This is a genomic window from Vibrio sp. 10N.222.54.A3, assembly GCF_041474095.1.
Classification (GTDB): domain Bacteria; phylum Pseudomonadota; class Gammaproteobacteria; order Enterobacterales; family Vibrionaceae; genus Vibrio; species Vibrio crassostreae_C.
In genome coordinates this window covers 52,920-77,097 of the sequence record NZ_JBFRTN010000074.1, presented here as the reverse complement: position 1 = coordinate 77,097, position 24,178 = coordinate 52,920, and the positions used below count along the sequence as shown (strand labels likewise).

Genomic DNA, 24,178 nt, shown 5'->3' with positions numbered 1-24,178 from the left:
GTTGCTCTGCTTTCTATAGCGCTTGATACGAGAGGTTCGCTCAGTCAGTTCATCAACGACTGGCGATACATTGGATGATCAGATTTGAAAACATCTCTGGTTGCTCAAAATGAACATTATGACCCGCGTAATCCACCTGACTATATTCAAAGCCACTATTCTCAGCTAGCTCCATGAATTTACGATCTTTTTCTCCACATACATAATGCAATAAATGCTCATGAGATTTCAATGTGGCACGTAAATCCGGTTGCTTAGCTAACGAAGTAGATAACAACATATTTGCTACGGATACTCCAAGGTTACCACTACGCTTTATGACCAAAGTTTGTCTTTGCTCATGATTTAGTGAAGAAAAGACGCTTTGTTGATACCAATCGTCTAAAACATCTTCAATCGACTGCTGTGCAAAGCGAACAGCCCATTGCGTATCGTGTACTAACCTTTGTGCTCTTTCTTCATCACATTCCAAGCCAAAGTTGCCACCTTCAATGATGACTTTCTCTAGGTTGAGTGCCTCAAAGCAAGGGCTTGTCACCCCATACATAGCGAGCCTTCCGCCCATAGAATACCCAATCACCACGATAGGATAATCGGCAGGAAGATCGTTGAGAGCCAGTTGGGATGTGATGCACTGAACTATCTTGGTACAGCAATGATCAAAGCCTACAGGGTCGATAAACCGGCTTTGTCCGTGTCCGGGCAAATCTATGCAAAGACGAGGAAAGTCTTCGAGGAAGGGGTGGCATGCACTCCAATCATCCCCGCTTCCGAGTAAACCATGTAAGAAAACAAGCAAAGGTTTGTCAGAAGAATCTTGTACAGCTGGGTAATAATCGGAGTAAAGCATGTAAAGTCCTTAGGCTAATGCCTCGGTGAGCATTGAACTGAATTGTTTCAGCAAAGTAGACGCCTGTTCGGGAGGCGTCTTAACTTCAACGAGCAAGGTACCCTGACCCTGTTCGAAATGTTGTTCGATAATGTTTTGATAGCAATTCAAAGTTTCTGGCGCCGCATAACCAAGCTGGAATTGCGCAGCAGCGTGTTCAAAACTGAAACCATGAGGCATTTGATAAAGTGACTGTTTTTGCTGCTCTGGTACCGGCAACAAGTCAAAGATCGCACCACCGTCATTGTTGGTCACAACAATAACCATCGGCGTTAAATTATGAGTCAGCAGAGCCAGTGAATTGAGGTCGTACAACAAAGAGGTATCACCAATCAACATCAACAAAGGATTCTGGTTGGCTTTCACCACGCCCGCAGCCGTCGCCACCAAGCCATCAATGCCCGATGCACCACGGTTACTGTAAACTTGATTCGCAGATATTGATGACAGCATATCCACCAGCCTTACCATCAAGCTATTTCCCACAAATAGCTCTCTACCTTTAAGTCTAGACGACAAGTCAACGGCAACACTGAGTTCCGTCAATTGGTCATTGTTGGATATTTGCGCGAGGGCGAGTTGCTGAACAGTATTTGCGACCTCGATTAAAGGAGCCGCCCAACCTGCATGCTGGCCTAACAAGATGGGTAAATGCTGCTCTGACACCCATGACTCGATATCAGCAACGATATGGGTTTGAGGCAGATGATCTTGGTTGATTCGGTGCGTATCTGGTGACACGACAATATATTGTGATGAGCAGAATGATGATGCTTGCGACTTTATCCAATGATTAAGGCGCTTAGAAACAATGCGCTCACCGAACTGAAGGATAAAATCACATTGGTTAAGTTGTTCTTTCGGTACGTCACTCTGCATCCACAGATCATAATGTTTCCAATCACTTGTGACACCTGATTGAGGGTCACAAAAAACTGGCCAGCCTAATGCAGTGGCAAACTGCTGAGCTTTTGTCGCTTGTTCAATATCGAGGGAACCGAGAATAACCACACCCTTACGTCCAAGATACTCACCTGGAGCAATCGGTTGTGTGTTCACTTGATTAGGTAAAAACGTTTGGCTGTAACAACCTCCTCCCGATTTCCACCCAGCGACACTGGATGTGTATTCCGCATACATTTCCGCGCTATTCGCAGAATATAGAGGTTCTGGGAACGGACAGTTGATATGAACCGCACCACTAACATTGCGTTGTTTCACTAGGGCGTGATCAACCGATGTCAGTAACCAATTCAGAGAAACTTGTGTACTAGGGCTTGGTAAGTTTAAAGCACTTTCAACATGGGAAGAAAAGATACCCTGTTGCTGAATCGCTTGATTGGCACCACAGTCGACCAAGTCGATGGGTCTATCAGAGGTCAGCAAGATCAGCTTCTCTCGTGTCAGCCCAGATTCAGCCGTCGCAGGAAGAAGGTTAGCGACAGCAGTACCAGAGGTAACAATCACGGCAACTGGCTTATCACTGGCTTTAGCTAAACCTAAAGCTAAGAATCCAAGACCACGCTCATCAAAGTGCGTATGTAAGGTTAACTTGGGATTAGCTTCCGCTTCGAGAGTTAATGGTGTTGAGCGTGAGCCCGGTGCGACACAAACATGTTCAACACCGTTGCGTGCTAGCTCTTCAAGTAATGTGTGACTCCAAACTCTATTTAATACGGCTTGGTCGTGATTCATGACGCCACACCCAACGGCGGGTGATCCGAAATCAAGCTGAGTAAAGTCGACATCTTCTTGTTCAATTCTTGCCATTCATGCTCGGCAACCGATCCCGGCACGATCCCTGCGCCAGCAAACAGCTGTACTTGATCGTTTACAACTAGCGCACTTCGAATCGCGACACAAAACTCCGCTCTCTGATGACTGATATAGCCAACAGAACCTGCATACCAGCCTCGCGCAAACGGTTCGTGTTCAAGAATGAAATCCATGGCCTCTTTACGCGGTAAACCCGCCACCGCAGCAGTCGGCTGCAATGCAGCAAGCAACTGTACACCGTTAACGCCATTATTAAGCTGAGCGTGGATATTACGCTTAAGATGCTGCACCTTACGCAAGCGCACAAGACGCGTATCCTTTTCAACATGGACCGTTTGAGAATGAGGAGTGAGGCGCTCAATGATGTCATCGACCACATACTGGTTCTCATTGAGGTTTTTACTGTCTTGAGAAAGCCAGTTCGCTAACTCCATATCTTCTGTCGCGTTTTCTCCGCGACCAATGGTTCCCGCTAGAGCTTCAGTATCAAGCTCTGTCCCATATCGGCTATACAAACGCTCTGGCGTTGAGCCAATAAAGCTGTGTTTAGAATCCAATACCAACATAAAGTGAAAGCTGTGATGGTTTTGCAGATAGCTTGCCTTGAGTAATTGAGCCGCGCAGATTGGCGCATCAAGCTGCAGTGTGGTTTTACGCGCTAAAACCACTTTCTTGTACTCTTCGTCGCTAATGCCCTGAAGCACTTTATCGACCAAATTACCCCACTGTTCTCGTTCTGGAACGTGGTTAATCTGTTCAATGTGCGCCGACAAAGGTGCCAATATCGCCGCTTCTACAGAAAGCTTATTCAAAGCATTAATGGAGGCAACGCGATCAGGAGACAAGTTAACCGCTAGCGACCAAGTGTCGTCAAAGCGGATTAATTCAACCTGAGGAAGGAAGAAAAACGATTCCATGCAACGACGGTTCTTTGCGGTATGCCCATCAAATGAACGTCCCCCCCAGATTCGTTGGTCTTCACCAAGAATTGCGTACGCGGGAGCGGGATCAGAAAAAGTGTGCAGTTGACCGAGCGCGACGACCTCTTCACGAGTGTCACGTGACTGCCAGTAGAACTTTGGAAAGAGCGGTTGAGCATGAAGCCATTCTATAAATGCAAACGATGGTTTTTGCGTTAGAACTTCAACACAACGAACTTCACTTGCTTGGGCATTTTGTACTCGCTCAATCAAAGCGGAGATAGTTTGCTGGAAATGTGACAAATCGACCTCGTTCACATCTAAATTATTATTATATTAGTTTGATACTTTATGGGCAGTACCCACTTAGATCAAGAATGTACTATATCTTTTCAACATTCCTGTGATTTTAAGCGATCCCGCCCCTTTATTCATCTTAGCCAATAACCAAGAAAGCGATTAATTAAAATTTAGAAAAGAGTGACAACAAAAAGGCTAAACGTGATACTGAAATGCGACATTCATCAGATTTTTATTCTATCAAACGCCATTTTGCGGTACTTTAATAAAGTATTTAAATTAATTTCAGGAAATCGGCAATGCAAAATATCGGGATGTCGTCAAAACTCAACAGCGTATGCTACGAAATCAGGGGGCCTGTACTCAAACATGCTAAGCGCATGGAAGAAGAAGGGCATAAAATACTGAAGCTTAATATTGGTAACCCCGCCCCATTTGGTTTTGACGCCCCTGATGAAATCCTTGTTGACGTAATCCGTAACCTACCGACATCTCAAGGTTACTGCGACTCAAAAGGCATCTATTCAGCCCGCAAAGCGGTTGTTCAGCACTACCAGAAAAAAGGCCTACGTAACCTTGATGTAGAAGACGTTTACATTGGTAACGGCGCATCAGAGCTTATCGTTATGTCTATGCAAGCGCTACTGGATAATGGTGATGAAATCTTAGTTCCCGCTCCGGATTACCCACTATGGACAGCGTCTGTTGCGCTTTCTGGTGGTACACCGGTTCACTACATGTGTGATGAAGATGCTGATTGGTATCCAGATTTAGACGACATGCGCGCGAAGATCTCACCAAAGACGCGCGGCATCGTTCTTATCAACCCGAACAACCCAACAGGCGCGGTATACAGCCGTGATTTCCTATTACAAGTGGTTGAGATTGCTCGTGAGCACGGTTTGATCATCTTCGCCGATGAAATCTACGACAAAGTACTTTACGACGGTGCGGTACACACTTCAGTGGCAACGCTTGCTGAAGACGTATTAATGGTCACGTTCAACGGCCTATCTAAAGCTTACCGTGTATGTGGTTTCCGTGGTGGTTGGATGTTCTTAACAGGCCCTAAACACCTAGCGAAAGGCTATGTAGAAGGGCTAGAAATGCTGGCCTCAATGCGTTTGTGTGCCAACGTTCCGATGCAACACGCTATCCAAACCGCACTCGGTGGCTATCAGAGTATCAATGAGCTGATTCTTCCAGGCGGTCGACTGCTTGAACAGCGTGACCGTGCATGGGAACTGATCAACAAGATCCCTGGCGTTTCTTGTGTGAAACCGAAAGGTGCAATGTACCTGTTCCCTAAAATCGACACCAACATGTACAACATCAAAGACGATCAGAAGTTTGTACTCGACTTCCTTAAGCAAGAGAAGGTGCTATTGGTTCAAGGTACGGGCTTCAATTGGCCGAAACCGGATCACTTCCGTATCGTGACTCTGCCGCACATCGAAGATCTAGAAATCGCAATTGGTCGTTTAGAGCGCTTCTTACAGACTTACAGCCAAGACGACCTCATCGAAGGTTAATGAGCACAAAGAAAGATGGCTACAATTTGCTGTTTTAAAAGACTTTAACTTGTATTCATTCACTTCTATGCTTAAAAGGCTCCTGTTTAGGAGCCTTTTTTGTATCCGCTGTCTCGTATCCCTGTGCAAACACAAGATACGAGTGGAGTATTGTTTATACCAATCACAGTAAGTAAGTGTTCAGAAATAGCGTAGGGAAAAAGCTTGAGAACAAGGCAGCTCTTTTCGACAAGCAGCTTCGATAAGTAGTTATTCTACAATCAAAAATTCTAACATAGTTATCGAGTTTTTTAACAAGCTAGGATGACCAGTTATTTACTACGATTGGTACTATAAGGACATTTATGAAACAGAGCCATTTCTTTGCCCATCTCGCACGCATGAAGCTAATTCAACGCTGGCCCCTGATGCGTTCGGTATCAAGCGAGAACATTTCAGAACATAGCCTACAGGTTGCTTTCGTGGCACACGCCTTGGCACTGATCAAAAACAAGAAGTTTGATGGTCAGCTTAACCCCGAGCACATTGCTCTGCTTGGCATGTACCACGACACCAGTGAGGTACTGACGGGTGATTTGCCAACGCCAGTTAAATACTACAACCCGGATATTGCACAAGAGTATAAGAAGATAGAAGCCGCGGCAGAACAAAGACTGCTTTCGATGTTGCCAGAAGAGTTCAGAGACGACTTCGCCCCCTTCTTAATATCTGGTACTGCGAGTAAAGAAGAGCAAAGCATCGTCAAGCAGGCAGATACTATCTGTGCGTACCTGAAATGCTTGGAAGAGCTCAGTGCGGGCAATCATGAATACGAGCAAGCCAAGCGCCGATTGGAAGAGACACTCGAACAACGCAAAAGCCCAGAAATGGACTACTTTCTCACCACATTCGCACCGAGCTTTGAATTATCACTAGACGAGATAAGCTAGCTGGGTATAAGTTGTTTTTAATTAGCTAAATAAAATCAATTTGATAGGTGCTATTTTGAATTCTCAACTCGAACCACCCTTTGTACTCGAACAAGAATGGCAGCATCGAAATGACGATGAACATAAAATAAGACGGGATGACCACCGCAGCCCGTATCAGCGTGACCGTGCGCGCGTGCTTCACTCTGCTGCTTTCCGTCGCTTACAAGCGAAAACCCAGATCCATGGCACCACGGTCAACGACTTTCACCGAACGCGCCTTACCCACTCTCTTGAGGCCGCTCAGCTTGGCACCGGTATCGTCGCTCAACTGAAGAAAAAGCAGCCCGAATTTCGAGACCTATTACCCTCAGACAGTTTGATTGATTCACTGTGTTTGGCTCACGACATCGGTCATCCACCCTATGGACATGGCGGCGAAGTCGCACTCAACTACATGATGCACGACCACGGCGGCTTTGAGGGCAACGCTCAAACGTTTCGCATAGTCACACAGCTAGAACCTTACACTGAACATCACGGGATGAACCTATCTCGACGCACTTTGTTAGGTCTAATTAAGTACCCTTCTCTGCTGAGTGAGGTTCAAGCTAAATTGCAGTCTGAACCCGTTAAGCATCAACGACAACTCCGAGCTAAAGATTGGATGCCAGCAAAAGGCATCTACGATCATGATGAAGAGTTGTTTAACTGGGTGCTTGAACCGCTTTCAAGCAGCGACCAACAGCTCCTAAAACAGAAAAGAAAAATGCATACCGAGCCACTTGAGCACAACAAGACCAAATATAAGTCACTGGATTGTTCGATCATGGAACTTGCTGACGACATCGCGTATGGCGTGCACGATTTAGAAGATGCGATTGTGCTTGGCTCTGTGACCAAAGCTCAGTGGGTCGAATCGGCTTACCCTCAACTGAAAGAGATGGCCGACCCATGGATTTGTGAACACCTAGATTCAATTACAGAGATGCTTTTCTCTGGTGAACAGTATCGTCGAAAGGATGCGATTGGTGGGATAGTCAACGCACTGTTGACCAGTATCTCGATTAAGCGAGTGGAGGCTAACTTTGAGAATGTACTGTTGGCTTACAATGCGGTGCTCGAGCCGAGCATGGACGGCACACTCGATAAGCTGAAACACTTTGTCAGCGAGTTCGTTATTCAAGTGCCACAGGTTCAGGTCATCGAATACAAAGGTCAACAGATCATCATGGATATGTTTGAAGCATTCAGCGCAGATCCTGAACGCTTGCTGCCACTGCCCATCAAGAAGCAATGGCTACAACATCAAGATGAGTCTCGAAAAATGCGCGTGATAGCCGATTACATTTCATCGATGACTGATGATCTTGCGCAGAAAATGCATCAGCAACTGTTCTCAGCTCATACCGAGTTTTAATTCCTGACTCACTTTACTAAAACGGCTTAATCTAAGTAGTTTTTCTCAAACACGCCCGGCGGCATTTGATTGATTTGAAACTGAATCATTTGGTCAAATGCCGTTAGCAAAGGGCTAAAGTCGCCATCACGCTCTAACAAGCTAAGTAAATGATAGCCAGCTTCAACGGTTGAAAGGCTATTTTCACTGGGTGCTTTGCGAATTCGGTAATTACCCTTGAGATCTTTCGGTAAATGAACCGTGTTCAACGCATGCAAGTTACTCGATACTTGCCACATCTTGAATGCTTTCTTCCACGTGCCATCCAATAAAATCACACGCAGCTTCTTATTGGGAGATGTCGCCGACTCAACTGAAACAGAGTTTTCGCTTGGGTATAAAATCACATGTTGATACTGTTCATCGCACAACAATGCGTTGAGTTGTTCGTTGTCTGAAAAGTCTTCGCCAACAAACGTCACGCTGTTATTAAGAGATAACGAGAGAATACGCGCTGTTCCCATCGGACGATGCTCTTCTGATGGGTGCTGAAGAATGATAAGCTCAACATTCGATTCGAGTGGTGTAACCCACTGACAAATACAAGCTTTCAAAGCCTTGCTGCATTGGGGGCAATAACGAGACATGGATTTAATGTGTACCCTGTTTTAATTTTCATTTCACTTTTATGCGTCTTATTCCAATTTGAGCCAATACAAGCTTGGGTCGTTTGGGATAGCAATGCGATTGCCGATGGGCAATGGTGGCGAATCCTAACAGGAAACTTTTCACATACCAACTACTCGCATCTTCTGATGAATCTAGCAGGCTTGTGGATCATCAGCTACCTGTTTCAACCGAGTAAAAAACAGCTTGTTGTTGCTTTGCTTGTGATCAGTTTAGTGACTGGCGTCGCTCTGTTGTTTTCAAGTATTCAGATCTACGTTGGCCTATCGGGCACTTTGCATGGGTTGTTTGGCTTATTCGCGCTCAGAGAGGCTTTAAACGGCAGGAAGTCTAGTTGGCTGTTAGTATTCGGATTAGTCGCTAAAATCGCTTGGGAGCAGCTTATTGGCCCTTCTAGCACGACTGGTGAACTGATTAATGCTCGTATCGCGATTGAAGCCCACCTAGCAGGTGCATTGGCCGGAGGCTTCATATCTATCGCTTCATTTCTAACAAGTAGAAAAACGGGTCAAAGTTGAATTCTTTCGCGGTTCTTTTCAACCGTCGCTTCACCTATCCCTTTGACACTCACCAAATCATCAGCAGTAGTAAATGCCCCGTTCTGATCTCTGTAATCGACGATTTCTTTGGCTTTCTTGTCACCCACGCCAACCAATAGTGCTGAAAGTTCTTCTGCCGTCGCGGTATTGATGTTGACCGTAATCTCAATGCCTTCGTAAAGCTCAGCCTTGGTTGGGCTGTCTGCAAACACGGCAGGGCTTAAGAGCATCAGAAATGAAAGAATTAGTGTTGAATATATCGTGCGCATAAATAGTTCCTTTGTTCAAAAAACGTAACTTATGCATTTGCCGCGCTAGATAACACAATCACCAGATAAAAATAAAGCGGATCACCTAAGTGACCCGCTTCGTTATACATCTTATTTTCATCAGCTTGTTTGTTGGCTCACAAATCTGAATTAAAGCCTAACAATCACGTGTTGATTTCAGTAGTAAGCTCTAACTTGAGCTTGCTACTGAGGTAATCAAACGCTTACTGACCTTGACCCACTACGTAGTATTCAACGTCTGCGTTTTTACGAAGTACGTTTAATACGTTAGTCAGGTCTTGCTGGTTACCAACTCGCTCCAACTGTGCACCAATTTGAGTGCTGTAGGCTGGGTTGATCTCAGCCGTTACTTTAGAAAGCTCAACAACAACGATATTACCGTCTTGGTCTTTAGATTGACCGAACACAGCTTGACCTGCTTCTGGTTTCGCTAGAGCGAATACAGATGCCGCTAATGGCGAGTTACGGTCAATCGTTTCAAGTTCAGTGAACTCAAGGTTGTTGTCCGCTAGTACTGCTTCATTGCCTTGCTCAAGTTCGTTCACTAGAGAAACACCTAGCTCAACCGCTTGCTGCTCTGCTTGTACAGCAGACAGTGCAGCGACAACTTGATCTTTCACTTCAGCTAGAGGAAGAACTGTCTCATCACGAGTCTCTTCTACACGAACAACAATTACGTGCTCAGGTGCAACTTCGATAACTTCCGAGTTTAGACCGTCTTCTTTCACTTCAGGGCTCAAGATAGCTTGCATAACTGCAGGCGTCATCAGAACTTCTGGAGCGTCAACTTGAGAGATGAAATCTGTCGTTGTGATCTTCGCGTTGATAGCTTCTGCAGAATCATCTAGAGAATCTGGGAATTCAAACGCTACTTTTTCTAGCTCAGTTTGTTGCTCGTAGAACTGATCAACTGCGTGTTGGTCTAGAAGCTCTGTCTTAATCTCTGCCGCTACTTCAGTGTAAGGCTGAGCTTGAGACGCTTTTAGTTCGTCTAGCTTGATGATGTGGTAGCCGAAATCAGATTTAACTAGGCCAGTAGTATCGCCAATATTCTCAAGAGCGAAAGCCGCGTCTTCGAATGCAGGGTCCATAACATCGCGCTCAATCCAACCTAGGTCACCGCCAACGTCTGCACTACCGAAGTCGTCAGATTTCTCTTCCGCTAGCGTAGCAAAATCAGCGCCTGCATTTAGCTCGTCTAGGATTGCCTGAGCTTTCGCTTCGTCATCGCCTTGAACTAGGATGTGGCTAACTTTACGTTGCTCTTCCGTTGAGTACTTGTCTAGGTGCTCTTGGTAGTATTTCTGTGCTTCTTCATCGCTTACTTCAAGCTGAGACTTAAGCGCTTCAGCAGAAAGCTCAATGTAAGATACCTTAGCTTGCTCTGGACGAGTGTAAGCTGCTGGGTTCTCTTGGTAGTACTGTTCGATTTGCTCGTCAGTTAACTCGATGTCTTTTGCAAGGTCAGCAACAGACAGTGTCACTGTGCGAATGTCACGAGTTTGTGCGATAAGCTTGCTCTGAGTATCGATTTCGCCCTGAAGAACGAATTCACTGCCTTGAAGTGCAGTCACAAGCTGGTTGCGCATAAGGTCACGACGCATGTATTCAGCGAAGCTCTCTGCGCTGAAACCTGCACGACGTAGTGCCGATTGGTAAACTTCTTGGTCGAATTGACCCGCCGTTTGGAACTGAGGCATTTCTAGAATCATGGTGCGGATTTGAGAATCACTGATTCGTAGGCCTAGAGACTCAGCTTGCTGCTCAAGCAGTACGTCATTGATCATGCGATCAAGTACTGATTTACGGAAAGACTCTACGTAAGCAGGGTCTGCAAGCATTTGCGCGAAGTAATCGCCAAGTTGAGACTGCATACGATTACGTTCGTTTTGGTAAGCCTGTTCGAACTCACCACGAGCAATTTCTGTGTTGCCAACTTTAGCTGCTGCGTTGTTACCGCCACCGGTGATGTAGCTGCCTACACCTGCGAATACGAATGACAGGATAATCAACCCAAGGATAATTTTTACCGCGATGCTATTCACGCCTTCGCGTAATCGATCCATCATAATTTAAGTGCTCTCCGGATATGAAGCATTGGCTTCAAAATAAAAATCTATTCACGCGATATTATCAGAAAAAGAAATGCGCATCAGTAGGATGCGCATAATTTAAATAAGTTCAATGTGCTTTGTACACATACTGTTTAAGAATGAAACATCATTTTTCAAACAGTAAACGCATTTTACTGCCTTCCCCTCTTAAATGGAGGTTTCAGCAGTGAAAATTAGTTACATGCGTCTTTAAGTGCTTTACCCGCTTTGAAGCCAGGTACTTTAGCTTCTGCGATTTGGATCTCTTCACCAGTTTTTGGGTTACGACCTGTACGAGCAGCACGAGTACGAACACTGAAAGTACCAAAGCCAACAAGTGCAACTTGGTCACCAGATTGTAGCGTTGTGCCAACTGCTTCGATGAATGCGTCTAGAGCGCGGCCAGCTGAAGCTTTAGAGATGTCTGCGTTTTCTGCGATTGATTCTACTAGTTGTGTTTTATTCACTGTTTTTCCCCTATGTGTCATCTGTGACTACTTCTGATGACTGTACGTTCCATTTTGGTTTTAATTTAGCCGCAAGCCTTATTGCAAAAGGGCTGCCGCTTTGATCAATAACTTAGCGTCCAAAAAAAACGCTGACAAGCCTTTTCGGGCCTATCAGCGTAATTCTTTACTTATTTTTGCTATGCATCACTATTTTTTCACGTCAAACTCGACCCCTGACGGATCTCGTTCTAGCGCGACTTTGAGTACTTCATCAATCCACTGAACCGGGATCACCTTCAAGTCAGCGATTACGTTGTCTGGAATCTCTTCCAAATCACGCTCATTGTCTTTAGGGATCAGTACAGTTTTGATGCCGCCACGGTGTGCAGCAAGCAGTTTTTCTTTCAAGCCACCGATAGGTAAAACTTCACCACGAAGGGTAATTTCACCTGTCATACCGACCTCTGCTTTAACCGGGTTACCCGTCAAGCTAGAGACAAGTGCAGTACACATTGCGATACCCGCACTCGGGCCATCTTTCGGTGTAGCACCTTCTGGTACGTGAACGTGAATGTCACGTTTTTCGTAGAAATCTGAGTTGATACCCAGTTTTTCAGCACGAGAACGAACCACTGTCATTGCCGCTTGAATCGACTCTTTCATCACGTCGCCAAGTGAGCCAGTTTGCGTTAGCTTACCTTTGCCCGGCATTGCTTCGGTCTCGATAGTCAGTAGATCACCACCCACTTGAGTCCACGCTAGGCCTGTTACTTGACCGATACGGTTGCTTTCATCCGCTTTACCGAAGTCGTGGCGTTGAACACCTAAGTACTCTTTCAGGTTATCAATGTTAACCGTTACAGACTTAAGATCGCTGTCTAGCAAGATGTTCTTCACTGCTTTACGACAGATCTTTGAGATTTCACGCTCTAGGCTACGTACACCCGCTTCACGCGTGTAGTAACGAATGATGCCGATGATTGCAGAGTCTTCAATCTCAATTTCATGAGGCTTAAGACCGTTGCGTTGAACTTGCTTGTCCAGTAAATGGCTCTTAGCAATGTTCAGCTTCTCATCTTCTGTGTAACCAGATAGACGAATCACTTCCATACGGTCCAGTAGAGGCCCAGGAATGTCCATCGAGTTCGATGTTGCCACGAACATAACATCTGACAGATCGTAATCTACTTCTAGGTAGTGATCGTTAAATGCGTTGTTTTGTTCTGGATCTAGAACTTCTAGAAGTGCTGAAGATGGGTCGCCACGCATATCAGAAGACATCTTATCGATCTCATCTAATAGGAACAGTGGGTTCTTAACACCAACTTTAGACATCTTCTGGATCAGTTTACCCGGAAGTGAACCGATGTACGTACGACGGTGACCACGAATCTCAGCTTCATCACGAACGCCACCAAGTGCCATACGCGTGTACTTACGACCCGTTGCCGCAGCAATCGAACGACCTAGCGAGGTTTTACCTACACCAGGAGGACCAACAAGACAAAGGATTGGGCCTTTTAGCTTGTTGATACGGTTTTGTACTGCCAAGTATTCAAGAATACGTTCTTTAACACGCTCTAAGCCGTAGTGGTCTTCGTTTAAGATCTCTTCCGCTTTCGCTAGATTCTTTTTCACTTTTGAACGCTTAGCCCAAGGAACGCCCACCATCCAATCAATGTAGCTACGTACTACTGTTGCTTCAGCAGACATTGGCGACATCATTTTCAGTTTTTGCAGTTCTTGCTCGGTTTTTTCACGAGCTTCTTGAGGCATCTTAGAGTCTTCGATCTTCTTCTTCAGAGTCTCGAATTCATCAGGAGCGTCGTCCATCTCGCCAAGTTCTTTCTGAATCGCTTTCATTTGCTCATTCAGGTAGTACTCACGCTGAGATTTTTCCATTTGCTTCTTAACGCGGCCACGAATGCGTTTTTCAACTTGCAAGATGTCAATTTCTGACTCCATTTGGCCCATCAAGAATTCCAGACGTTCAGTCACATCTAAGATTTCTAGAACGTGCTGCTTGTCTACCAGTTTAAGTGGCATGTGTGCAGCAATCGTATCAGCAAGGCGAGCTGCCTCATCAATACCGTTCAGAGATGTTAGAACTTCTGGTGGAATCTTTTTGTTCAGCTTAATAAAGCCTTCGAATTGATTGATCGCGCTGCGAACAACCACTTCTTGTTCTTTTTCGTCAAGTTCTGAGGTTACAACGTATTCTGCGTCCGCTAAGAAAAACTCACTTTCTTTGAATTGGTGAATTTTTGCACGCTGCTGACCTTCGACAAGCACTTTAACAGTACCATCAGGGAGCTTTAGTAACTGAAGAATGGTAGCGACAGTTCCTACTTTAAATAGGTCGTCAATTGAAGGCTCATCAGTGTCCGCTTCTTTCTGCGCTACAAGTAGTACTTGTTTGTTAGCTTCCATTGCCGATTCAAGGCAAGTAATCGATTTTTCACGACCAACAAACAATGGAATAACCATGTGTGGGTAAACCACTACATCACGTAGAGGTAGCACGGGGATTTCGATACGCTCGGAACGTTCCAAGTTCATATATTTCTCTCTTCCGCTTTAACTTATAAAGCAGTATATGGGGCTTAAACGACTGGATTCAATGGAAGAATAAAAAAAAGGAGGTAATTGCTTACCTCCTTTTTCAATTTGAGTGACTTGTCTAAAAAAGACCTACTCTGCAACAGCTGCTTGGTTATCTGAGTTGCTGTAAATTAATAGTGGTTCTGACTCACCATTAATTACCGACTCATCAATCACAACCTTGCTTACATCAGTTGAAGATGGCAGTTCGTACATAGTTTCTAGTAGAACACCCTCCAAGATAGAACGTAGACCACGAGCACCTGTTTTACGGTTCATTGCTTTCTTAGCAATGGCACGTAAAGCATCTTCACGGAATTCTAACTCTGTATCCTCAAGCTCAAATAATGCTGCGTACTGTTTTGTAAGTGCATTCTTTGGCTCACATAGGATTTGGATTAGCGCTTCTTCATCAAGCTCTGTCAGTGTTGTTGTCACAGGTAGACGACCAATGAATTCTGGAATCAGACCATATTTCACTAGATCTTCAGGTTCTACTTGAGTGAACAATTCACCGATAGTTTTGGTTTCATCTTTTGAACGCACTTCTGCGCCAAAGCCGATACCTGAACCTGTTTCTACACGCTGTTCAATCACTTTATCTAGGCCTGCAAACGCACCACCACAGATAAATAAGATCTTAGACGTGTCCACTTGCAAGAACTCTTGCTGTGGATGCTTACGACCACCTTGAGGTGGAACTGAAGCTACTGTACCTTCAACAAGTTTTAGTAGAGCTTGCTGTACACCTTCACCAGACACGTCACGCGTGATTGATGGGTTTTCAGCTTTACGAGAAATCTTGTCGATTTCATCGATGTAAACAATGCCGCGTTCCGCTTTCGCTACGTCGTAATCACATTTCTGAAGCAACTTCTGGATGATGTTTTCAACATCTTCGCCCACGTAACCCGCTTCGGTTAGTGTTGTTGCGTCTGCCATTGTGAAAGGAACGTCTAGGAAACGAGCCAATGTTTCAGCCAGTAGTGTTTTACCACTACCAGTAGGACCGATAAGAAGAATGTTACTCTTACCTAGCTCTACGCCTTCAGCTGTCGTATCACCATTACGTAAACGCTTGTAGTGGTTATAAACTGCAACTGCTAGCACTTTCTTCGCGTATTCTTGACCGATTACATAGTCATCAAGATGCTCACGAATCTCACGCGGCGTTGGCAGCGATTCCGATTCTTTCTTAGGAAGAACATCTTTAATTTCTTCACGAATAATGTCGTTACAAAGATCGACACATTCATCACAAATGTAAACAGAAGGACCTGCGATTAACTTGCGAACTTCGTGTTGGCTTTTGCCACAGAAAGAGCAGTAAAGCAGTTTACCGCTACCACCCTCTTTGCTTTTATCTGTCATTCGCTAACCTCTTAGCCTTAACTCTCTATGCTTGAGTGTATATCAATTTGAATCACTTTGCGTTAAACAATTGCCCTGCAATTATTGACCGCGGTGATTAAGAACTGAATCCACCAAGCCGTATTCTACTGCTTGATCAGCAGACATGAAGTTATCACGATCTGTATCGCGCTCAACAACTTCTAGAGGCTGACCTGTGTGCTCTGCCAATAGTTTGTTTAGCTTTTGTTTGATCGTTAGGATCTCTTGCGCGTGAATTTGAATATCAGACGCTTGGCCTTGGAAACCGCCAAGTGGCTGGTGAATCATTACACGTGAGTTTGGAAGCACGTGACGCTTACCAGGAGTACCACCCGCTAGTAAGAATGCACCCATAGAGCAAGCTTGACCCATACATACTGTGCTCACGTTTGGCTTGATGAACTGCATTGTGTCGTAGATAGACATGCCTGCTGTTACGCTACCGCCAGGTGAGTTGATGTAAAGATAGATATCTTTGTCTGGGTTTTCTGATTCCAAGAAAAGCAGTTGAGCCACGACAAGATTTGCCATGTGGTCTTCCACTTGACCTGTTAAGAAAATGATACGTTCTTTTAATAGACGAGAATAAATATCGTAAGAACGTTCACCACGGGAAGTCTGTTCAACCACCATAGGAACTAGTGCGTCCATAATCGATGGCATTGTATTTTTTTCTTGGTAGCTCATATTCTTATGTCCCTAAAATAAATGGCCCGAATGATTAAATCATACGGACCATTGTTAGCAGAATTGTTGACCGTACGTCAACCTTCTACGTCAGATATTACTATATTAAGCAGGTTGCTGATTCATTAGCTCATTGAAGCTAACTTCTTTATCAGAAACTTGAGCTTTAGCGATGATTGCATCAATAGCTTGCTCTTCTAGAGCAACGTTGCGCATGTTGTTCATCATTTGCTCGTTTTGCTCGTAGTAAGCAATAACTTCTGTTGGATCTTCGTATGCTGTAGCCATCTCTTCGATGATAGCTTTAACTTTCTCGTCGTCAGCTTTTAGCTCTTCAGTCTTGATTACTTCACCAAGTAGAAGACCTACAACTACGCGACGTTTAGCTTGCTCTTCGAACAGCTCACGTGGAAGTTGGTCAGCAGCTTCAGTGTTGCCACCGAAACGTTGAGCAGCTTGTTGACGTAGAACACCGATCTCTTGATCGATTAGAGCAGAAGGTACGTCGATGTTGTTTTCGTTAACTAGACCGTCGATAGCTTGCTCTTTGATGCGGTTCTTAACAGCTTGCTTAAGCTCACGCTCCATGTTCTTACGAACTTCAGCTTTAAGACCTTCAACGCCGTCAGTTGCGCCGAACTTAGCAACGAATTCTTCGTTTAGTTCTGGAAGTTCACGAGCTTCAACTTTGTTCAGCTTGATAGAGAACTTAGCTGCTTTACCTTTTAGGTTTTCAGCGTGGTAATCTTCTGGGAAGTTTACGTCGATTTCGAATTCCATACCTGCTGTTTTACCAACGATACCGTCTTCAAAACCAGGGATCATGCGACCAGCGCCCATCTCTAGTGGGAAGTTCTCAGCTTTACCGCCTTCGAACTCTTCACCGTCGATAGAACCAACGAAGTCGATAGTTGCACGAGAACCAGCGTCAGCAGCAGCTTCAACTTCAGTCCAAGTTGCTTGTTGCTTACGTAGAGTTTCGATCATCTCTTCAACGTCAGCTTCTTTAACTTCTACTGCTGGTTTCTCAACAGTGATGTTTTCTAGACCTTTCAGCTCAACTTCTGGGTAAACTTCAAAAGTTGCGTTGAATACTAGGTCAGCGCCTTCGTTGTTTTCAACTGGTGCGAAAGTAGGTGCGCCAGCTGGGTTGATTTTCTCTTTAACGATCGCTTCGATGAAGTGACGTTGCATTACTTCGCCCATCACGTCTTGACGTACTGCTTTGCCGTACATTTTAGCAACCATCTTCATTGGCACTTTGCCTTTACGGAAACCATCGAAACGACGGTTTTTCGCGATGTTGCGTAGTTCAGCTGTAACTGCATCTTCGATGTTAGCAGCAGGAACAGTAATATTAAGACGGCGCTCTAGGCCTTCTAGCGTTTCAACAGTAACTTGCATTATATAAACCTCAAAACTGGCTCAGTAATCTGAGCATATGAGCCGTAACTTAGCTTTAATTCAAAAGCAGACGTTGTTGGCTGCATCCTTGTGTAGTGCTCTATCCGAACACCTAATTTAAAATCGAGCATTGATGTCTGAATTGATTATTCAACCAAACACCAGACTAATCAGCGATATCTTCGTTCTTCACACGTCGATTAAAACGCAATAAAGCTTGTTTTCAGAAACAAGAAAGGTATCTCCGATTAGCCTCAGGACAGAAATTTTAGACGCGACATTCTAGCGATCTGTTTAATCTCTGTCGAGCCGTTCACCTCTGCATGATGATGAATGCTCTAAATTCGTCCAACTAAGTGATACAAAAACGATCAAATCATCACTTAGCACAACAGAAATGGGGACAATAGCGACTTTTTCAAGGGAATCGAGGGCTTTTTTTGCTAAAAACCTTAAAAAGAGATCTTGCTCTTGTTTTACCCCTCAGAGTCGATAACTTTTTCAACAATCCCCGTTACAAACCCTTAACCTACATCCATCTGTTCACTCTCTGCTTTCAGCAAAAACTACCGCTATTTGCTACCATAAACGAGAGAAGACAGGCTTGATTGTTTACCAAAGAAATCAGCGGAGAGCCTTCATGTTTCAAGCTTTTAAAATCCCAATACTGTTAATGGTCACATACAGTTTACTGATGGTGTTTGGCGGTCATTGGGTGTGGAGCACGAGCCATAAAAGTTTGTTAAATGATCATCAATCTAAGCTGGACCGCTTTTCTGTTCATATTTCAAGCCAATTGGATAAGTTCGCGCACATTCCCGAGCTGCTTTCAAAAGACAAAGAGCTGGTCGATGCCCTGCACTCTCCAAGTAACTCTGCGCAAATCGAACTCACTAATCGTTATCTAGAGCACGTAAACTCGGTGATTCAAGCATCCGACACCTACCTACTAGACAGTATCGGCACCACCATTGCAGCCAGTAACTGGAATCAACCGCGTTCTTTTATTCGTCGTAACTTTGCTTTCCGCCCCTACTTTCAAGAAGCGATTATTGGCAATGAAAATCAATATTTTGCGCTAGGTTCAACCTCTGGAAAGCGAGGCTATTATTATTCTTACCCCGTCTCCTATGCCGCCGAGATTATTGGCGTCATTGTCGTAAAGATGGATTTATCGCTGATTGAAGCAAGTTGGAAAGGCAAACAGAGTTTTTTTGTTGCTGACGATAAAGATCAAATTGTATTTATGTCGAGTAACCCTGAGTGGCTGTTCAAAAGCCTTCAGCCGCTAAGCGAAGTACAACACACTCGAATTCAAGAAAGCAGGCAGTATCTCGATACAAAAATAGAAAGCCTGCACTTCTCCGGCGATTTAGACAGTGCCACCAGTCGTATTGAGTCGCCACACAAACTCGTCCAAGAGCAGTTCTTTAGTTCTTCGCGTTTCCTAGCCGAACCAAGACTCACCATACGGGTATTTTCTCCAACCCACTTAGTTTGGTGGGACTTGGTTGCATACCTTGTGGTTTTGAGCCTAATCTTTGCGATTATTTATCTAACAATGCAGCTCAACCACCATAGACAACAAAGACGAGCACAGATAGACAGGCTGCAATCCGAAGCCAAGCAAAAACTCGAATTTCAAGTGCTTGAACGTACATCGGAGTTACATGTTGAGATCAAACACCGTATCGAAACCGAGCATGTTCTGAGGCAAACCCAAGACGAGCTCATCCAAGCCGCCAAACTAGCAGTGCTAGGGCAGATGTCAGCGAGCATCAGTCACGAACTGAATAACCCGCTTGCCGCGATTCGCAGTTATGCCGACAACGGCCGATTGTTTCTTGCCAAAGAAAAAACCGATCGTGTCGATGACAATCTATCGCGAATCTCGGCACTCACTGATCGTATGGCGAAAATCAGCCACCAGCTTCGCTCGTTCGCCAAAAAATCTACTGCGGAAGAGCTACACACCTTACAAATACTCCCAGTTTTACATTCATCGAAAGAGCTGATGAAGCCACAACTCAAGAGCGAGCGAGTTAAGGTCAACGAACTCCCTGAGACCTTTGATGCTTGCGTGCTCGCCAACGCCATTCAACTGGAACAGGTGATCATTAACCTGCTGACCAACGCGATTCAGGCGGTGGAACAACAAGATGACAAACAATTAGCTATTCTGTTAGAGATTAGAGAGTCCGACCATCAACAAGCCAATACCTTGCTAATTCATGTCGATGATAACGGCCCCGGCTTCACCTCCCCTTCTAGCGGAAACTTTTTTGAACCCTTCCATACCACCAAGAAAAACGGACTTGGACTTGGGCTATCGATTTCTCAACAAATAATCAACGGAATAAATGGCAAGCTCGTTACCGGTAGTAGCCCTCAAGGCGGTGCTCGAATCAGCATAGAGTTGCCCCTTGTTGGACATGAACAGCAAACAAAAACTCAGCAATAACCAGAATACAAAGAAGTAAAGGAATCACTATGTGTCACGTCTATTTCATTGATGATGAATCCGATCTAAGAATGGCGATTGAACAGAGCTTCGAGCTCGCCGACATTGATGCCGAATTCTTTCCCGATGCGGAGTCTGCTCTGCTCGCGATTCAAGAAAACGGCTTACCTCACGTGATCATCACTGATATCTGTCTACCAGGTCTATCCGGGCATGATCTGCTCAACACCGTGATGCACAAAGACAAAGAGATCCCCGTGATCATGATTACTGGTCACGGCGATATTTCAATGGCCGTTCAAGCCATCCAATACGGCGCCTATGACTTCATTGAAAAACCTTTCGCTAATGAACGCCTAATCGAAACCACTAAGCGAGCGATAGAAAAACGTCAGCTCACACTAGAGAACCTTGAGTTAAAACGTTCACTCAAAGCCAGCCAAGCGCTCGGCCCTAGAATCATTGGTGATACGCAATCCATGACTGAGCTGCGCTCCATCATCACCCATATTGCCGACACCAATGCCGATATATTATTGTTTGGCGAGACAGGTACAGGTAAAGAGTTAGTAGCACGTTCTCTGCATGAACAAAGCAGCCGTCGAGAGCAAAACTTTGTCGCGGTCAACTGTGGTGCTGTTCCTGAAAACCTGATTGAGAGTGAACTGTATGGCCATGAAAAAGGCGCATTCACTGGCGCGGAAAGCAAGCGAGTGGGTAAATTTGAATTTGCTCAACGCGGAACTCTATTCTTGGATGAAATTGAGTCCATGCCGATGCAAGCACAAATTCGCCTGTTGCGCGTCTTGCAAGAGCGAGTCATCGAAAGGGTTGGATCTAATGGTTTAGTCCCTCTGGACATTCGAGTGATTGCGGCCACTAAAGTCGACTTAAAGAAAGCCGCTGAAGAAGGCACTTTCCGCCAAGATCTCTATTATCGACTTAACGTTGTGACCTTAGACTTGCCGCCGTTAAGAAGCAGACAAGAAGACATCCCAGCCCTGTTCCATCACTTCTTACTGGTTGCTGCGGCGCGTTATGGCAAGACAGCCCCAGCCCTTCCACAAAAGGAACTGCACGCTCTTTTGGCTCATGATTGGCCGGGAAATGTTCGAGAATTACGTAATACTGCAGAGCGTTTTGTACTTTTAGGTAAGCTTTCTCACTTATCAGACAGCGCCACTGAAACTACTCAAGAACTGTCTTTGGCAGAATTGGTATCTGACTTTGAAAAAAACACGTTGAAGCAGGCACTTATTGAATGCAATGGCAGTATAAAAGAGACCATGGAGAGGCTGCAATTACCGAGGAAAACCCTCTACGATAAGATGCAAAAGCACCAGCTAACGAAAGAATCTTATAAGGTAGAACCAAACTAAATTAGATTTGGGAGCAAGATCACCTATACTTATTTCGACAACAGGATGTTATGCAATAAATATAATAAGGAAGTGGTTATGGGTGAGAAAACAAAAGTGCCATCGATTACAGATACTTTCGAGATAGATGGTATTTTTTATGCTGACAATCATGTCGATCTACACACGCCAGAATTAGAGGCAAAACGCGCTTTGTATGAGCAGATAAAGCCTCATTCAAATCGTGGCAGAAATATAGATGAGGAGGTCTAGCGACCTCCTCATTTTTTATGGATTAAATTCCATGTCAGTGAATGACTCAAATAGCTACTTGGTTATGATCTCTGGTCCCATCAAGGTGGTTGGTAACCATGTTGATACCCAAGGTACGTAAGTGACGATAATCAGGAATAAGAACATCACCCCAACCCACGGCAATGCGGCTTTTACCACGTTCATCATCGACATCTTCGCGACACCTGCGGTCACAAACAAATTGAGCCCGACAGGCGGCGTTATCATCCCTATCTCCATGTTCACTACCATCATGATACCTAGGTGGATTGGGTCGATACCGAGTGCAATAGCGATTGGGAATACCAAAGGAGCAACAATGATCAGCAAGCCTGATGGCTCCATGAACTGCCCACCAATCAAGAGTAAAACGTTTACTACAATCAAAAAGGTGATCGGACCCAAGCCCGCAGATAGCATAGACTCAGTGATCATTTGAGGAATGCGTTCTTCGGTCAGTACATGCTTAAGAATCAGAGCATTGGCAATGATAAACAGCAGCATGATCGTCAGCTTGCCTGCATCGTAAAGTGTGTCTTTGGTGTCTTTATGGAAAAACGTTTGGAACACCTTAACCAAAGCAGGCTTTGTATTGTTCTTGTCAGCGAAAGGCCCCATATCTTTATAGATAAAGTTGGCAATGAAGAAGGCATACACCGCAGCCACTGCCGCCGCTTCTGTCGGAGTAAAGATGCCGCCGTAGATACCACCTAGAATGATGACAATCAGCAGCAAGCCCCAGCTCGCATCTTTCGCAGCTGCGAACATCTCGCCCCAGCCCACAAAAGGCTGTGCCGGAATCTTCTTAATACGTGCTGCGATGTAGATAGCAATCATCAACATCACACCCGCCAGCAAACCAGGAATAACGCCACCTAAGAACATACGACCTACCGATACATCGGTCGCAGCCGCGTAAACCACCATCACGATGGACGGCGGAATCAAGATACCCAAAGTACCCGCGTTACAGATAACCCCTGCCGCGAACTCTTTTGAGTAACCGTTTTTGATCATACCTGCGATAACTATACTACCGATCGCCACTACCGTTGCAGGAGATGAACCAGAAAGGGCTGCGAACATCATACATGCCACAACCGACGCCATCGCCAAGCCGCCGCGGAACCAACCTACCATCGCGATAGCAAAACGGATAATACGTTTCGCCACGCCACCAGTAGACATGAAGCTAGAGGCCAAAATAAAGAAAGGAATCGCTAAGAGTGTGTAGTGGCCTGCAAATGCATTAAACAGCGTTTGTGCGACTGAAGCTAATGACGCATCTGAGTGCATCAATAAGAATATTACGCTCGATAAACCGAGGGAAATTGCAATTGGTACACCGACCAACATGAAAGCAATTACCATTAAAAATAGAAATAACATTGCCATGATTAGTCTTCCTTACCGTTAGATTTTGTACTCGACTCATTCGCTTTGTTCTGCGGAGTCGAATTCAATACCGCTGTTGCATCTTCGTCAGGGCCCGCTAGCACGTCTGCTTTCAGCGCATCCAGCTCTTCTTCGGCTTCGTGTCCTGCAATCATGCGGTCAAGCTTGCCTGTGACGACTTGGTAAGCAACTTGAGCAAAACGGAACGTTAGCATTGCCATACCAATCGGCAGCGCCATATAAGGAATAAAACGTGGCAGTTTCTCGTATCGCTCGCCTTCATTCAGCCAGTCAGCAAGAAACTGAAGCATCTCTGGCATTGGAATATCGTCGGTCTCGTACCATGCGCGATCGGTCGCGAATGGGTACCAATAATTCCAAGAACCGATAAGAAGTAAGATTGAAAATGCTAGGCAGCTTGTCACGGCGATGAGCGCATACACTTTGCGTAGCTTTTCTGGGGCAAGGTTGATGATCACATCAACACCAATGTGGAAGTGTTTTTTAACGCCATAAGATGCGCCCACTAACACCATCCAAGCAAACATGAACACGGTCAGTTCCAGTGCCCATAAGATGTTGTCATTGAATGCGTATCGAAATACCACGTTGGCAAAAGTAAGTAGCGTCATTGCGCCAAGGAAAAATGCGATTAGTGACTCTTCAATCACATCCGTAACTCTTCCGACTTTGGAAAAAAGAGAGGTTTCCAGTGCTGATTCGCTAGAATTTGGTTGTTCCATTTGAGGCTTTTCCATAATTGACTCCGCTTATAATTGTTTTAATAAGGAGTGACGAATACTC

Annotated in this window: 20 protein-coding genes and 1 pseudogene; 7 read left to right on the top strand and 14 right to left on the bottom strand. The window is 45.0% G+C overall.

Annotation, left to right across the window (positions count from 1 at the left end; all coding sequences use genetic code 11):
• Nucleotides 1-52: 52 nt before the first annotated feature.
• The 3 genes from menH to AB4507_RS16100 are packed head-to-tail and all read right to left on the bottom strand — an operon-like array spanning nucleotide 53 to nucleotide 3,888.
• Nucleotides 53-850, bottom strand: a complete 798-nt coding sequence (gene menH, locus AB4507_RS16110) for a 2-succinyl-6-hydroxy-2,4-cyclohexadiene-1-carboxylate synthase (protein WP_372182958.1) — start codon at nucleotides 848-850, stop codon at nucleotides 53-55.
• 9 nt (nucleotides 851-859) lie between these two features.
• Nucleotides 860-2,584 (bottom strand): 2-succinyl-5-enolpyruvyl-6-hydroxy-3-cyclohexene-1-carboxylic-acid synthase, encoded by a 1,725-nt coding sequence (menD, locus tag AB4507_RS16105; protein ID WP_372182960.1) that lies wholly within the window; start codon nucleotides 2,582-2,584, stop codon nucleotides 860-862.
• Nucleotides 2,581-3,888 (bottom strand): isochorismate synthase MenF, encoded by a 1,308-nt coding sequence (locus AB4507_RS16100; RefSeq protein WP_004736095.1) that lies wholly within the window; start codon nucleotides 3,886-3,888, stop codon nucleotides 2,581-2,583. The genes menD and AB4507_RS16100 overlap by 4 nt, the downstream gene beginning before the upstream one ends.
• Nucleotides 3,889-4,184: 296 nt before the next feature.
• On the opposite strand from AB4507_RS16100, the gene AB4507_RS16095 reads away from it, so the two are divergent.
• From AB4507_RS16095 to AB4507_RS16085, 3 genes are all read left to right on the top strand, one after another.
• Nucleotides 4,185-5,417, top strand: a complete 1,233-nt coding sequence (locus AB4507_RS16095) for a pyridoxal phosphate-dependent aminotransferase (RefSeq protein WP_017060166.1) — start codon at nucleotides 4,185-4,187, stop codon at nucleotides 5,415-5,417.
• Nucleotides 5,418-5,761: 344 nt separating this feature from the next.
• Entirely contained in the window at nucleotides 5,762-6,346 is a 585-nt protein-coding gene (gene yfbR / locus AB4507_RS16090) for a 5'-deoxynucleotidase (protein WP_017060613.1), read from the top strand.
• 55 nt (nucleotides 6,347-6,401) lie between these two features.
• Nucleotides 6,402-7,745, top strand: a complete 1,344-nt coding sequence (locus tag AB4507_RS16085) for an anti-phage deoxyguanosine triphosphatase (RefSeq protein ID WP_372182957.1) — start codon at nucleotides 6,402-6,404, stop codon at nucleotides 7,743-7,745.
• Between the two features lie 26 nt (nucleotides 7,746-7,771).
• On the opposite strand, the gene AB4507_RS16080 is transcribed toward AB4507_RS16085, so the two are convergent.
• On the bottom strand, nucleotides 7,772-8,371 hold the full coding sequence (locus AB4507_RS16080) for a tRNA-uridine aminocarboxypropyltransferase (RefSeq protein WP_017060615.1): 600 nt from the start codon (nucleotides 8,369-8,371) through the stop codon (nucleotides 7,772-7,774).
• Between the two features lie 9 nt (nucleotides 8,372-8,380).
• On the opposite strand from AB4507_RS16080, the gene rrtA reads away from it, so the two are divergent.
• Nucleotides 8,381-8,929: a rhombosortase gene (gene rrtA / locus AB4507_RS16075; protein ID WP_017060616.1), complete on the top strand. Its 549-nt coding sequence runs from the start codon at nucleotides 8,381-8,383 to the stop codon at nucleotides 8,927-8,929.
• Here the strand turns inward: rrtA and AB4507_RS16070 are convergent.
• From AB4507_RS16070 to AB4507_RS16035, 8 genes and pseudogenes are all read right to left on the bottom strand, one after another.
• Nucleotides 8,920-9,219, bottom strand: coding sequence for a helix-hairpin-helix domain-containing protein (locus AB4507_RS16070; protein WP_017060617.1), 300 nt, complete (start codon nucleotides 9,217-9,219; stop codon nucleotides 8,920-8,922). The genes rrtA and AB4507_RS16070 overlap by 10 nt on opposite strands.
• Nucleotides 9,220-9,443: 224 nt before the next feature.
• Nucleotides 9,444-11,309, bottom strand: a complete 1,866-nt coding sequence (gene ppiD / locus AB4507_RS16065) for a peptidylprolyl isomerase (protein WP_017060618.1) — start codon at nucleotides 11,307-11,309, stop codon at nucleotides 9,444-9,446.
• Between the two features lie 218 nt (nucleotides 11,310-11,527).
• Nucleotides 11,528-11,821 carry an HU family DNA-binding protein gene (locus AB4507_RS16060; protein WP_012604504.1) on the bottom strand — a complete coding sequence of 98 codons (294 nt, stop codon included), beginning with the start codon at nucleotides 11,819-11,821 and terminating at the stop codon, nucleotides 11,528-11,530.
• Nucleotides 11,822-11,989: 168 nt separating this feature from the next.
• Nucleotides 11,990-14,341, bottom strand: a complete 2,352-nt coding sequence (gene lon / locus AB4507_RS16055; RefSeq protein WP_017060619.1) for an endopeptidase La — start codon at nucleotides 14,339-14,341, stop codon at nucleotides 11,990-11,992.
• Between the two features lie 132 nt (nucleotides 14,342-14,473).
• Nucleotides 14,474-15,754, bottom strand: coding sequence for an ATP-dependent protease ATP-binding subunit ClpX (gene clpX, locus AB4507_RS16050; RefSeq protein ID WP_009847283.1), 1,281 nt, complete (start codon nucleotides 15,752-15,754; stop codon nucleotides 14,474-14,476).
• An 81-nt stretch (nucleotides 15,755-15,835) separates the two neighbouring features.
• Nucleotides 15,836-16,462: an ATP-dependent Clp endopeptidase proteolytic subunit ClpP gene (gene clpP / locus AB4507_RS16045; protein ID WP_004736080.1), complete on the bottom strand. Its 627-nt coding sequence runs from the start codon at nucleotides 16,460-16,462 to the stop codon at nucleotides 15,836-15,838.
• Nucleotides 16,463-16,567: 105 nt separating this feature from the next.
• Nucleotides 16,568-17,866, bottom strand: a complete 1,299-nt coding sequence (tig, locus tag AB4507_RS16040) for a trigger factor (RefSeq protein WP_017065881.1) — start codon at nucleotides 17,864-17,866, stop codon at nucleotides 16,568-16,570.
• 294 nt (nucleotides 17,867-18,160) lie between these two features.
• Nucleotides 18,161-18,343 (bottom strand): annotated as a pseudogene (locus AB4507_RS16035) (hypothetical protein); the annotation flags it as partial.
• Nucleotides 18,344-18,506: 163 nt separating this feature from the next.
• On the opposite strand from AB4507_RS16035, the gene AB4507_RS16030 reads away from it, so the two are divergent.
• From AB4507_RS16030 to AB4507_RS16020, 3 genes are all read left to right on the top strand, one after another.
• Complete coding sequence (locus AB4507_RS16030; protein ID WP_017068955.1) at nucleotides 18,507-20,327, top strand: ATP-binding protein; 1,821 nt, start codon at nucleotides 18,507-18,509, stop codon at nucleotides 20,325-20,327.
• A 29-nt stretch (nucleotides 20,328-20,356) separates the two neighbouring features.
• Nucleotides 20,357-21,706, top strand: coding sequence for a sigma-54-dependent transcriptional regulator (locus AB4507_RS16025; RefSeq protein WP_372182956.1), 1,350 nt, complete (start codon nucleotides 20,357-20,359; stop codon nucleotides 21,704-21,706).
• A gap of 78 nt (nucleotides 21,707-21,784) precedes the next feature.
• Entirely contained in the window at nucleotides 21,785-21,958 is a 174-nt protein-coding gene (locus tag AB4507_RS16020) for a hypothetical protein (RefSeq protein ID WP_017060624.1), read from the top strand.
• A 54-nt stretch (nucleotides 21,959-22,012) separates the two neighbouring features.
• Here the strand turns inward: AB4507_RS16020 and AB4507_RS16015 are convergent, their stop codons facing one another.
• Nucleotides 22,013-23,374, bottom strand: coding sequence for a TRAP transporter large permease (locus AB4507_RS16015; protein ID WP_017060625.1), 1,362 nt, complete (start codon nucleotides 23,372-23,374; stop codon nucleotides 22,013-22,015).
• A 2-nt stretch (nucleotides 23,375-23,376) separates the two neighbouring features.
• Nucleotides 23,377-24,132 (bottom strand): TRAP transporter small permease, encoded by a 756-nt coding sequence (locus tag AB4507_RS16010; RefSeq protein WP_029235189.1) that lies wholly within the window; start codon nucleotides 24,130-24,132, stop codon nucleotides 23,377-23,379.
• Between the last annotated feature and the right edge of the window lie 46 nt (nucleotides 24,133-24,178).